We start from the raw sequence: 11,993 nt of genomic DNA, 5'->3' as shown, positions 1-11,993 counted from the left end.
ACCGGGGCCGAAGCGAAGTCCCCACCACCGCCCATCCCTGAACGATCTACCGGTCAGGCCGAGGTTGCCGCCTCGATGGCCTGCCGTGTGAGGAGCTCTATGCCCCACAGTACGTGCCCGCGTACTGCCCCCGCATCCCCGTTGCGTCGCCCGTCCGCGAAGGCGGGGCGATAGGCATGGCGCGCATACGCACCATCAAGCCGGAAGCCTTCGCTTCCGAGTCCCTCGCCCAGGTGTCCGTGACCGCCGAGCGGACCTTCTTCGGCCTGCTCACCCAGGCCGACGACCACGGCCGGTTCCGCGACCAGGCCGCCGTCATCGCCGGCCTGCTCTGGTCCCTGCGCCCCGAGCACGGCCCCATAGGGGTCGAGGACGACCTGGCCCAGCTCGACGGCGCCGACCTGATCTGCCGCTACGAGGGCGCGGACGGCAAGCGGTACCTGCACATCGTCACCTGGCGCCGCCACCAGAAGATCAACCGGCCCAGCGGCGTACGCCACCCTGCCTGCCCCCACCACGACGGAGCACCGCGCAGCGAGCCGTCACCGGCATCGCAGGGAGCCCTCACGTCCTCCTCCGTGCCCCCTCACGGAGGACTCACCGAAGGCTCGCGTGAAATGCGCGAGCCCTCCGTGACGCGTGACGAATCCGCAGGTCAGAGCGGATTCAGTGAGCCCTCCACGAGGGCGCAGGGAGGACTCACCGAACCCTCCGTGAGCCCTCAGGGTCCGGATCTAGGACCTAGGATCCTGGATCTAGGATCAGTACCTGTGGGGGCCGCAAGCGGCCCCGCGCCGGACACCGCCTCGGCCCAGCAGCTGATCGGCGAATTCGTCGCCGCATGCGCCCATCGACCTCCCGAGAGGCTCCTCGGCCATCTCGGACGCGAGGTCAACCAACTCCTCGGCGAGGGCATCGCACCTGCCCACATCCGCGCCGGGCTGGAGCGCCTGCGCACCAAGGGCCTGAGCCCCAGCGTGCTGCCCAGCCTCGTCAACGAGGCCATGAACGCCACGCAGCCCGCCCCGCGTGCGGCGCACCGGCCATGGACCAACCCCACCGACGTCGAGGCCGCTTACGGGGGTGACCTGTGACCCCAGCCGCCACAGCCACCCGTGAGCCGCACAGGGTTGGCCTCCTGGCCGACCGTCTTGGCGCGATCCTCACCGACCGGGGCATCGACCCCACCACGGTCCCTGCCGAGCCGCCTGCCGAGCCGGTGACCGCGCTGGAGCTGGCCGACGCCCGCATACCAGTCCGGTACCGCAACGCCCTGGCCGACCACTCGCAGGTCACCGCCTGGGTCGAGGAGATCACCCGAACTGGTCGCAAGGGACCGGGCGGGGCGCCGGGGATCGCGCACGGCCCGTCGTTGCTGATCGCCGGACCGACCGGCACCGGCAAGACCCACCAGGCATACGGCGCCGTGCGATCGCTGCTGGCTGCGGGCGTCCGGCTGCGTTGGGAGGCAACCACCTCAGCCGACCTCTACGCAAGCCTGCGACCCCGTTCAGGACACGACCCCGAGCGCGCCCTGTGGAGTTTCGGCCGCTGCCCGCTGCTGATCCTCGACGACCTCGGCGCGGCCAAGACCTCGGAGTGGACCGAGGAGCTGACGTACCGGCTGATCAACCGCCGCTACAACGAGATGCTCCCGACCCTGGTCACCACCAACCTGCCGATCGCCGAGCTGCGCGGCGCCGTAGGTGACCGCGTCGCCTCCCGCCTCGCCGAGATGACCACCCGCGTCATCCTCAGCGGCACCGACCGCAGAAGGCAACCCACCGGCCCCTAACAGGCCCTTGCTCCCTGCGTCCTCACCCCCACATTTCCTCCGCCCGCACCGGCTCACCCATCGGTGCGGCGGACTCTCCGGAGACCCCGCATGCCACACCTCGCCCTGGCCACCCCTGCCACAATCCCCACGACCGGGCCCACCAGTGAGCGACGCGCCACCACCTGGGACCGCGCCGCGATCACCGCCCTCGGCGCCGCCGGATGCGCCCTCTCGTACGACGCGCTACAGCAGATGGCCATCGCCATCCACATCCGCGGCCTGCTGACCTACCTCTTCCCCCTCGTCATCGACGGGTTCATCGCCTACGGCGTCCGCGCCCTGATCATCCTGCGCATCGCGCCCTTCCGCTCACGGCTGTACGTCTGGGCCCTCTTCGGCACCGCCACCACAGCCAGCATCTGGGCCAACGCCCTCCACGCCGTACGCCTCAACCAACAAGCCCCTCAAGCGGGTCTGCGCCTCGAAGACCTCACCGTCGGAGTGCTCTCGACCCTCGCGCCACTGGCCCTCGCGGGGGCCGTCCACCTGTACATCCTCATCGCCCGCCACACCCCGCAGCAGGAGTCACCAACGCCTCACCACACGAAACCGGCTCCGCATCCACGCGACTGCACGGAAGCCGGTCGCCCCCACCCGGAACCGCAGGGCGAAGCCGACGATCACCAGCAAGCCGTGCTCCCCAACACCACGGAGAACCGCCGCTACGGACGCCCCCCAGGCGCCGAAATGGACGTCCTGCTCGACATCGCACGGAAGGCGATCCACACGCACGGAAAGTGCACCCGCGCCGTGGTCCGCGACGCGGTCCGCGAAGCCGAACTCACCCTCGCCGAAGACCGGCTCACCGAACTCATGAGCGTCCTGCGGACCGAGTCGAAACAGCACCAGGACCAGGGCCACACCACCTGACCGGATATCCGGTCAGCCCGCCCGTGCGCCCCGCGGACCAGCAGACCACGACACCTCGGGACCACCACCGCCCCGTCTCCCACACGCCACCTCGGCCGCGATCCCCACGCTCGTCCGCGCGGATGCGGACCAGCAGACCAACTCCTCCCCCGCCATTCCCCCGCCCGACGGAGAACACCCCGCATGCACACCCCGAACCCCGATAACCTCACCCCCCACGGCCACCCGCAGAACTCCACCGTTGCCACAGACGCAGCAAGTTGTCGCGGGAGCAATGCTCCCGCAGCCCCCGCCCCTGAAGTGGCGGAGACTCCCCGGCACCAGGGGGCGCCGGAGGGAGAGACTGCGACCGAGGGCGGATCGCAGCCCAAGCAGGGGGAAGGACCGAAGCCCCTGTCGTCCGTGCGCCAACGTCCCCGCGAACCGAAGCTGCGCGAGCACCAGCCCAGCTGCCGCATGAACCCCTCCGAGTACGACCTCCTCAAGACCGCTGCCAAGCGGTGTGAGATGACCGTCGCCGGGTTCCTCGCCCACTGCGCGCTCAAGGCTGCCCGCGACCTGGACCGCACCGCCGCTGAGATCGCCACCGGGCGAGAGATCGTCGAGGAGCTGTTCGCCGCCCGCCGCTACCTCGGCCGCATCGGTGGCCTGCTCAACCAGGTCGCCAAGGCCCTCAACTCCGGGGCCGACGCCCCGCAGCTCGACCAGATACTCGACGCCGTCACCCGCGCGGCCCGCCGCACGGAAGCCGCCGCCGATACCGTCTCGCGCCACCACAACGACAAGGCCGCCGCATGATCCCCAGCCTCCACAAGCGCGGCGGCAAAACGGTTGGCCTGATCCGCTACCTCTACGGCCGCGGCACCCACGAGGAACACATCGACCCGCACCTGGTCGCCGCCTTCGACCCGCTCACCCCCGACCCCGGCCGCGACCCGAACGTCACCTACGAGCAGCTCCAGCAGCTCCTCGACCAACCCGTCAACGCCCTCCCGGAGAAGCGCCGCCCGGACAAGCACGTCTGGCACCTGTCCGTCCGTGCCGCACCCGAAGACCCCATCCTGTCCGACGAGGACTGGGCGGCCATCGCCCGCCGCATGGTCGCCGCCACCGGCATCGCACCCGACGGCGACGAGAAAGCATGCCGGTGGGCGGCCGTACGGCACGCCGACGACCACATCCACATCATCGCCACCCTCGTCCGCGACGACGGCCGACGCCCCCGCCTGAACAACGAAGCCCGCCGCGCCCAAACTGAATGCCGCAGCATCGAGGTCGACTACGGACTGCGCCGGGTCAAGCCCGGGGACGGCACCGCCGCCAAGCGGCCCACCAGGGCCGAGCGGCACAAGGCTGAACGCCTCGGCCAGGAAGACGCCTCGCGCGAGCTGCTGCGCGAACGCGTCCGCCGCGCCCTAGCCGGCGCTGCGAGTGAGACCGAGTTCTTCGACCGGCTCGCCACCGAAGGCGTCCGCATCAACAAGCGCCTCGCCCCCTCCGGCGACGCACTCGGCTACAAGGTCGCCATGGTCGGCGACCGCAACGGCGACAACGAACCCATCTGGTACTCCGGCTCCGAACTCGCACCGGACCTTTCCCTGCCTCGCATCCGCAAACGGTTCACGGCCACCACAGACATGCCCGAGCTGCCCGCAGCCCTGGAACACAGCGGCACCACCGCACCAGCCCGCGCCCGCCACTTCGCCACCGAGGCCACCAACTCGGCCCTGGGAGGGATCGCATCCGGCGACGATGGCGTGGCGGCAGCCCAGCTGATCGGCGTGGGCGAGGTCCTCGACGCCCTCACCCAGACCTCCCTCGGAACCACACGGACTGAACTGCGAGAAGCCGCAAGGCACTTCGAGCGCGCCACTCGCTCCCACATCCGCGCCAAGGACGCGGAGATGTACGCCCTGCGCCGCGCAGCCAACCAGATCGTCCACTCCGGTACCGCCCTCGGCCGCGGTCCAGACGGTGCCGCCACCGCCCTGGTGCTCGACATCATGATCCTCGCCGTCGTCGCCGCTGCCCGCTGGCACGCCGCCCGCGGTCACGCCCAGCAGGCCGAGGCCGCACAGCGCGCCGCCGACCACCTGCGTGCCGCCTACCAGGCCACCGCCGCACCACCGTTGGCCGTCATGCGCGCCTACGGCCAACGTCTTCCCGCCCCGGACCGGCAGCGGCAGACGAGCACGGTCCGCACCGCCCTCCCCCACCTCGCCGACCGCCTCCAGGCCGAACCAGGCTGGGACGCCCTGGCCGCAGTGCTCGACCAGGCCGAACGCGCCGGCCACGACACCGCCGCCCTGGTGACGAAGGCGGCCGCACAGCGTGAACTGGACAGCGCGGATTCGATCAGCGATGTCCTGGTCTGGAGGTTGCAGCACCTCGGCTACGTCACGCCTCCCGCCTCTGCGCCTCGGGCACAACGTCCTAGGAGCGCGCCCGTTCCGGTCCCGGCCGCATCCGCCGTCGCCCGCCAGGAGGTGAACCGACCCCGGCGGCGCTGATCACATCCGGCCTGACACCTCCGGGGTGAGCAGCTGCAACGCCTCCTCCCATCGGAAGCAGTCCGCTCCGCCACCGGCCTTGGGCGGGTGAGGCTCGTACGAGCCGATCAGGACGCCCATCTCGCGCAGCCGGTCGAGACTCTGCCGATACGCGGGATGGGCGGCCTGGGCTGAGTTCAGGTACGGCAAGACGGCAGTGGGTATGCCGAAGCCGTACGCTTCGCACAGGAAGCCCACCGCCAGGGTGTCGGAGATCCCAGCGGCCCATTTGTTGATCGTGTTGAAGGTGGCTGGGGCGACCGCGATGGCGTCGGCGGGCGGCAGCGGGCGAGGGTCTCCGGGCGAGCGCCAAGCCGAGCGGATGGGGTAGCCGGTCTGGGCCTCGACGGCGGTCGTGTCGATGAACCCGAGGCCCTGCGGGGTGGCGATGACGCCGACGTCCCAGTCCGCCTCCTGGGCAGCCGTGATCAAGTTTCCGACATCGCCAGCGATTCCGGCTGCGCAGACGACGACGTACAGGAAAGACTTCTTGGTGTGCTGGTCAGGCTGATCGCTCACGCGAGGACTCCAAGCTGTCGGCAGAAGCGATGCGGTTCCGGCAAGGCACAGCCGATGTCCTGCCCCGCGCGTCGCGAAGGAGGACATCAGGCGTTCCCGCGCCGCCATTCAGACCGTAAGCAAGAGGCAGCGTGGGGGCGGGACCCGGCGGTACTGTCCGGGCCTGGTGCGGATCAGGCTGGCACTGGACCGCTGACGTTCGTGGCGCCTGGCTTAGCCCTGCAGTTCACCCGCTTTGATACTGCTGCGGAACGCGGACCACTCGGCGGCGGTGAAGCGCAGCGCGTCACAGTGAGGGTGCTTGGAATCGCGCACCGCGACCGCACCACCAGGCAGCTGCGCCACCTCGACGCAGTTATTCATTCCGTCGCTGAAGGACGACTTCTTCCACACCACGTGCGAGAGATTCAATGTGTAAAGACCAGCCGTCTGCATGGCGTCCTCCTCGTCTGGACCAGTTTGCGGCAAATTACTACCCGCCCGGAGGGCGCCTACCGGCCAATACCTCCGAGTGGGACGGCCCATCGGACAGGCCCTAGCCGGCGAGAACGGCGTCCAGGTACTGCTGCACCGGCTCAAACAGGCCGTACGGGACGTACTCAGGAATCTCGTCGTGAGCCACCCAGGCAAGCTCGGCCAGTTCCTCGGTGTCCGCGACATACGCGGTTCCGCTGACCACCTCGCAGGCGGTATAGGACATCAGCCTGCCCGTTGCCGGGTGGACACGCTCGCCCAGCAGCTCGACGGCGGAGACGTTCAGTCCGGTCTCCTCCTTGGTCTCCCGCACGGCGGCGTCCTCGCGGGTTTCACCGGGCTCGACCTCGCCGGCCGGGAACTGCCAGGAGAGCTTCCCCTCACTGACCCGGCGCCGGACCATCAGAACGCGTCCCTCGTGAACGATGATGGCCGCTGCAATGCCGGGTCGCTCATCGGCTGTCCGCTGCGTCACGTCTGCTCCTCCAGGACGGCAAGCACGGGTGGAAAGATCGTATCGACGGGGATGAAACGGGTCACCGCGTTTCTGGGAACCCACATCACATCGATGTTCTCGACGGCATCCGAGCTGCACGCCCTGCCCAACCCGAGCCGCTTCCCCCGCACCAGCCCGGCCCTGCTAGGGCGCAGGGTCGGCGTAGCTGAGGCCGATCCCCTGGCCTGAGCCAGTCCCTGCCGGGGCTACTAGCCTCGGCAGGGACTGTTCGCCATCGCCCACAAGTTCAGCGCTCAGCGGCAGGTGCACGAGCAGCCAGGACCGGAGTCGAAATCTTCCCGGCGGCGTACGCGCACGCTGGCTCAGGACGGTCAGGAGCACCTCAGACCTGGCCGCTAACGTGGCGCCTCAAGTGGTCCAGGTGCTGCCGTACGCCATCGGCCAGGTCGGCGTAGAACGGCACTCGGGCGGCCGCCTGGAGGATTTCGGTGCAGGCGGTCAGCTCCCCGACCCGGCCGGCAGGGGTGTCCAGCACGTGGGCGAATTCCTTGCGGATCCGCTCGGCGACGTCCGGCACGGGCAGGGAGTGCAGATACAGGTTTGCGGCGTCGTAGCCGAGGGGCGCTGTGCCCCAGCCTTCCCAGTCCAGAAGGGTCAGCGCCGGGCCGGTGAGGTTCGCCCAGTGAAGGTCACCGTGCGTTGTGGTCCAGGCGATCTCACCGGGGGTGACGCCGGTGAACTCCGGGACACGGCGGCGGATGTACTCCTCGCGCGCCGCCTGCCGGCCCGTGCGGACGAGCGCGAGGTGGTCCAGCGCCTGGCGGAGGTCCTGCCACCAGGTGTGTGGCAGGTCCGCCCGGTGGTGCAGCACCGGGCTCTTCGACACCGGCGGGGTGCCGACGATCTCGTAGTGCTCTGCCCGGTAGTCCCAGCCGTCGGCGGACCAGTCGCGCAGGCCGAGCAGCCGCGGGCGAGGCACGACGGGGGGCACGGACCGTTCCGCCTCCTTGGGGCCGTCCCACAGCTTCCCGCTGCCCTTGCCCTCCGGTTCGCTGACCAGCCGCAGCCACGCGCCGCCTTCCGGCGTGGTGACGGCTCCGGACAGTGTCCTGCCTGCGTATCCCCACACGTCCCCGCCCGCAGTGTCGTCGAGGCCCAGCAGGGCACACGCGCGGCCGCGGGCGGAGATCATGCGGTCCCTGACGGCTTGCTCAGGGGCAGTGAACATCGGCTACCTTCTCCGGCTGACGGCGGCAACGTCGGCCGCGACCAACTCGGAGACGAGAGCTGCGACTTGGTCAGCGGGGAGACCGGAGCTTACCGCCAGCCGGCCCAGGGTCCAGGTGCTTCCCTCGGCGAGGAGCTTGATCACGTCGAGGACCGGGGCGGCGAACGTCCACTCCTGGCCGCCTGCGCTCAACACCACGTGGCCGTCCCCGTCCACCTCGTACCAGGCCCCAGCAGCCGTGAGGCGGACGAACAGGCTGTCGTCCGCGGGGATACCGTCCACGAATGGCAGGGACGGCATCGGCCTCCCGGGGTCCATGCTCCCCCGTGCGTTGACGAACTCCTCGATCACTCCATCGTGCAGGGCTTCGGTGAGCTCCTTCCGCAGTGCTTCCAGATACGCCGCCCGTTCGTCCGACGAGGCGAAGTACGGCAGGTTCGCACGGACGGTGTCCGAGACCCGCAGCCGGTCCGACAGCCACGACAGGAGATCCGCGCCGGTGGTGGGCTTCAGGCCACAGGTCAGGTGCAGAGACCGGCCCTCGGTGGCGGCGACAGCGTGCCACCATCCCCGGGGCAGGTAGAGCATGTCGCCGCTCCGGAGCACGATCTCCGCGACCGGATCGCCAGTTGGTGGTTCGGGGGCTTCGATGTCGACCCGTAGCGGGTTCGTGCGGGTGGCCCCGTAGATTTTCCACCGCTTGGCGCCTTCGAGTTGGAGGACCACCACATCGTGGTCGTCCCAGTGGACGCCGAAGCCCTCCTTCGAGGTCCACGAGGCATAGAGGTTGACCTGCACATCGGTGCGGAAGTGTCGCTCCAGGGCTGCCGCGAGGTCTTCCACGCCGGGGTGTAGTGCGTCCACGGCATCCAGGACGAGCGAGGCGCCGTCTTTGAGCTGGTGGTGCAGGTTGTTCGGCTCGATGCGGTGCCAGACGGTGTGGCGCTTGGACACCACGGAGTGGGTGTAGGCGTGTTGAGGGACCTGAATGCCGTCGTTGAAGAGCCGCAGGCGCGGGGGTTCGAGACGGTGTCGGGCGATGATCTCGTTGAGGTCGTCCCACGTGAACACGTGCGAGAAGTCGTCGACGTTTGGCCAGAGGCGGTAGGTGCGGCCGAACGCCTCGGCGGGGAAGTTCCCGCCGAGGCTCCGGACCGCCGAGGAGATGGCGGTCATCTACGGCTCCGATCAGTCGTTGCCGTCGCCCTTGCCGGTGCCGCCACCGTCGCTCAGGCGGTCCTGGGCGCGGGCGGCCTGCACGGAACGCTTCGAGACGATCAGGTCGTTCATCGCATGTTCCCTTCTCTTCGGTTCTCCCACCGGGGTTCCGGCGGGAAATCTGTGGGCGCCTAGGCGAGCGGCGCCGCGGTGGTATCGGGCGCGGAGACTGGGGTTGCCCCGGTGTGGTCGGCGTCGTGCTGGACGGTCAGCGCCAGGAGGGTGAGGCCGGCCGTGGTGCCCAGAAGCCACAGGCGCCCCAGCCACACGTCCAGGCGCGGTTCCCCGCTGCGGTGACGGCCCCTGACACCCTGCGCGGACCGCGTCACCTCACGTCCCCCTCCCCGTGGTGGACCTGGCGGTGCAGTTGCTGGACGGACAGCGCCAGGTTCTTGAGACGGCGAGCGGCCGACGCCAGCCCATTGCCGGGGCCGGCCCGCAGCTGGAACTCGGCGTTGTCGATCTGGCGGTGTTCCCGATACCAGGCGGCCTCTCCCGGGCGATGCTGCTCGACGTGCTCTTTGGCCTGCTCGATCAGCGGGGCGAGATGCCCCTGGAGGGTCTCGATCAGCCGGAGGACTTCGTCATACGGAGGGAGGACGATGCTGGAGCGCAAAGCGGCGGCGACGTCAGCCTGAAGCTGGTCCGTGGCATCTGTGACCGTCGGCTGCGAAGGGGACGGGTCGGCGCGGGTGGCATCCATGGTGCAACTCCTCGAAGACGGTGGTGGTCAGCACCGCCGCCCGGGGCGAGGAGAGGCCGGCCGTACGCGGCCCCTGGCGGCTGAGAAGAGTCAACCGCCGGAGAAGCAAGCAGATCCGCAACCGGGTTGCGAGGTAGCAAACCCTTTGCGGGAAGGAGCCGGATTAGTCGACGAGAACGCCTGCGCGTCCCGCGAAGGCCCGGACTCCCGGAAGGCTTCGGTCGTGGCGGAGCAGGCCGCTGGCCAGGTTCTTGATCGCCCCTCGCCGGATCTCCTGCGGTGCAGCCCGCTCGGCCGCCAGTAGCGCCCGATAGCACTGCTCGGGCTTGCCCCACTGGTCGAAGCAGCGGGCCACGTCGGTGAAGAACCGCCCCTGCCGCTCGGCGGTCGGCAGGGCCGCGGGGTCGATGGTCTTGGCCAGGTCGATCGCCTGCCCGGCATCACCGAGCAGGTAGTGGACCGACAACTGGTGCAGCAGCACCTGCTGAGTCCCGGTGTCCGTTCGGGCCGCAGGGCTCGTCGGGCCGGCCTTCGCGGCCTCGGCGGCCTCACCGATCAGGGCGTGCGCCGTCGGCCGGTCACCCATCTTCGCCGCGGTGTACGCGGCGGTGGCCAGCAGCGAGCTGTTCGCGGACAGTCGGGCAGCCTCTGGGGCGCGGCGGTCCGCGCGTACGTCCTGCGCGGCCCGGACGGCGATGTCGGTGGCTCGGGCAAGGTGGCCCTGGCGACGCCAGGCACTGGAGACCATCCGGTGTGCCTCGGCAATCGTCAGCGCATCCCCGCCCACCCGTGCGGAATTCAGTGCGCGGTCTGAGGTGATCGCCATGAGGCCGTCCTCGCCGAGCTTGATGCACAGCCGGGTGGCAATGTTGTAGAGGTCGGCAACCGCCGTGGCCGACAGCTCCACCGGCTCCAGGGCCTGAGCTTGGGCGATCCGACCAGGCAGGGTCCGGGCCAGAGTGTCGTAACGGGCGGCGCGGAAGTCCTGCCGGGATGTCTTCACCGCGGCAGCGACGCCGGCCGGTGATACCTCACTGTTCTTCGGCACAGTGGCCGTGCCATAGAGCAGGAGGTCTTCGAGCGGGGCGAGAGTGCTGGCCTCGGCCGGCGTGGCCCCGGCCAGGGGGGAGGCAAAGACCACCGCCGCAGCGGCCAGAAGTTCGCGGCGTCGCACGGGGTCGTCACCCTCCTCTGGACCAAGATTGTGAACAACCCTAGTCGAGCCCGACCGACGCCGAGCCGATACCGGCGATCGTCCAGGCGGCCGTACAGCAGCAAGGAGTTCGGCCAGAGACATGCCCAATACGTCGGAGATCTGACGCAACGTATCCAGGCTGTTGACCGGGATCACATCCCGCTCGACCTGCGACACCCAGCTTTCCGACCGACCGATCATCGCAGCCAGATCCCGCTGCGGCCATCCCTTGCGCCGGCGTGCCTTGGCGATCGTCTTACCGAGTGTCAGTTCGCTCCCCGCCACTGGGCACGCCCCCGAGGTCCCGTATCCGCATCGCGTGAGCATGCAACGGTACTGGCGGAAGGGGCCCGGCTGTAGGGGGCAGGACGGCCAGGGCAGCCGTAGCCAGACGCCGCGGGCAGCAGGCAGCGGTGCGTTGGCTTACGGTGCGTTGCCTTCCGGGGGCGCTTGCAGATCGGCGGAGAGCCAGCGTCGTGGGCGCGTCCGTACCGTCATTAGCTCAGTGGTGAACGCCTCGGCCGCGTGCCGGACGTACCAGTCCACCTGCTCTGCGGGAAGGTAGCGGGCGGCCATCGCCCGCAGCTCCTCCTGGGTGGTCTTTTCCGCGTACACCACTTCGCCCTCCACCGAGACGTAGCGGGGTGGTGTGAGCTGGTTGGCCAGCATGGTGAAGCGGCCCGCCGCCTGGATCAGCCCGTACTTCCTGGAGGCGCGGTCGGTGGTGATCCACACCTCGCCGCCCGGCTCGTAGGCGTACCAGATGGGGACGGTCACCGGTGCTTGGCCCGGATCGCCCGAGGCCACCGGCAGGACTCCGAGGTGCGGCTCGGCCAGGAACTGCTCACGTTCGTCAACGGTAATCGGCATGGCGCCACCTCGGGGTCGGATGCGCAGGCCATCGATGCCGGCCGGGACGAGCCGCGCGCTGGGCGGGCGGCAT

14 protein-coding genes and 1 pseudogene are annotated in these 11,993 nt (G+C 69.8%); 5 read left to right on the top strand and 10 right to left on the bottom strand.

Translation table 11 applies throughout. The annotated features are described in order from the left end of the window. Nucleotides 1-176: 176 nt before the first annotated feature. The 5 genes from K2224_RS07945 to K2224_RS07925 all read left to right on the top strand — a co-directional run bounded on the left by K2224_RS07945 (nt 177) and on the right by K2224_RS07925 (nt 5,217). Nucleotides 177-1,094, top strand: coding sequence for a hypothetical protein (locus K2224_RS07945; RefSeq protein ID WP_221905900.1), 918 nt, complete (start codon nt 177-179; stop codon nt 1,092-1,094). Next, entirely contained in the window at nt 1,091-1,795 is a 705-nt protein-coding gene (locus tag K2224_RS07940) for an ATP-binding protein (RefSeq protein WP_221905899.1), read from the top strand. Before K2224_RS07945 ends, K2224_RS07940 begins: the two co-directional genes overlap by 4 nt. Nucleotides 1,796-1,885: 90 nt before the next feature. Beyond that, on the top strand, nt 1,886-2,707 hold the full coding sequence (locus K2224_RS07935; RefSeq protein WP_221905898.1) for a DUF2637 domain-containing protein: 822 nt from the start codon (nt 1,886-1,888) through the stop codon (nt 2,705-2,707). A 402-nt stretch (nt 2,708-3,109) separates the two neighbouring features. Then, a complete protein-coding gene (locus K2224_RS07930) occupies nt 3,110-3,505 on the top strand; it encodes a plasmid mobilization protein (protein WP_260692384.1) in 396 nt (131 codons plus the stop codon). Beyond that, entirely contained in the window at nt 3,502-5,217 is a 1,716-nt protein-coding gene (locus tag K2224_RS07925; protein WP_221905897.1) for a relaxase/mobilization nuclease domain-containing protein, read from the top strand. Before K2224_RS07930 ends, K2224_RS07925 begins: the two co-directional genes overlap by 4 nt. Here the strand turns inward: K2224_RS07925 and K2224_RS07920 are convergent, their stop codons facing one another. From K2224_RS07920 to K2224_RS07880, 10 genes and pseudogenes are all read right to left on the bottom strand, one after another. Then, entirely contained in the window at nt 5,218-5,775 is a 558-nt protein-coding gene (locus K2224_RS07920; protein WP_260692382.1) for a flavoprotein, read from the bottom strand. A gap of 213 nt (nt 5,776-5,988) precedes the next feature. Continuing rightward, nucleotides 5,989-6,210 (bottom strand): DUF397 domain-containing protein, encoded by a 222-nt coding sequence (locus K2224_RS07915; RefSeq protein WP_221905895.1) that lies wholly within the window; start codon nt 6,208-6,210, stop codon nt 5,989-5,991. A gap of 100 nt (nt 6,211-6,310) precedes the next feature. Continuing rightward, nucleotides 6,311-6,724, bottom strand: coding sequence for an NUDIX hydrolase (locus K2224_RS07910; RefSeq protein WP_221905894.1), 414 nt, complete (start codon nt 6,722-6,724; stop codon nt 6,311-6,313). Beyond that, a pseudogene (locus K2224_RS40325) lies at nt 6,721-6,852 on the bottom strand (NUDIX hydrolase); the annotation flags it as partial. The gene K2224_RS07910 and the pseudogene K2224_RS40325, both read right to left, overlap by 4 nt. A gap of 236 nt (nt 6,853-7,088) precedes the next feature. Further along, on the bottom strand, nt 7,089-7,934 hold the full coding sequence (locus K2224_RS07905) for a hypothetical protein (protein WP_221905893.1): 846 nt from the start codon (nt 7,932-7,934) through the stop codon (nt 7,089-7,091). 3 nt (nt 7,935-7,937) lie between these two features. Beyond that, nucleotides 7,938-9,110: a cupin domain-containing protein gene (locus tag K2224_RS07900; RefSeq protein WP_221905892.1), complete on the bottom strand. Its 1,173-nt coding sequence runs from the start codon at nt 9,108-9,110 to the stop codon at nt 7,938-7,940. 173 nt (nt 9,111-9,283) lie between these two features. Continuing rightward, on the bottom strand, nt 9,284-9,481 hold the full coding sequence (locus tag K2224_RS07895; RefSeq protein WP_221905891.1) for a hypothetical protein: 198 nt from the start codon (nt 9,479-9,481) through the stop codon (nt 9,284-9,286). Next, nucleotides 9,478-9,855 carry a DUF6415 family natural product biosynthesis protein gene (locus K2224_RS07890; protein ID WP_221905890.1) on the bottom strand — a complete coding sequence of 126 codons (378 nt, stop codon included), beginning with the start codon at nt 9,853-9,855 and terminating at the stop codon, nt 9,478-9,480. Before K2224_RS07890 ends, K2224_RS07895 begins: the two co-directional genes overlap by 4 nt. A 163-nt stretch (nt 9,856-10,018) precedes the next feature. Then, nucleotides 10,019-11,335 carry a helix-turn-helix domain-containing protein gene (locus K2224_RS07885; protein ID WP_221905889.1) on the bottom strand — a complete coding sequence of 439 codons (1,317 nt, stop codon included), beginning with the start codon at nt 11,333-11,335 and terminating at the stop codon, nt 10,019-10,021. Nucleotides 11,336-11,473: 138 nt separating this feature from the next. Then, nucleotides 11,474-11,920, bottom strand: a complete 447-nt coding sequence (locus tag K2224_RS07880) for a pyridoxamine 5'-phosphate oxidase family protein (protein WP_221905888.1) — start codon at nt 11,918-11,920, stop codon at nt 11,474-11,476. Nucleotides 11,921-11,993 lie beyond the last annotated feature (73 nt).

The sequence above is a fragment of the Streptomyces sp. BHT-5-2 genome (genome assembly GCF_019774615.1).
In the GTDB taxonomy this organism is placed as follows: Bacteria; Actinomycetota; Actinomycetes; order Streptomycetales; family Streptomycetaceae; genus Streptomyces.
This window is presented reverse-complemented; position numbering and strand designations above follow the sequence as displayed.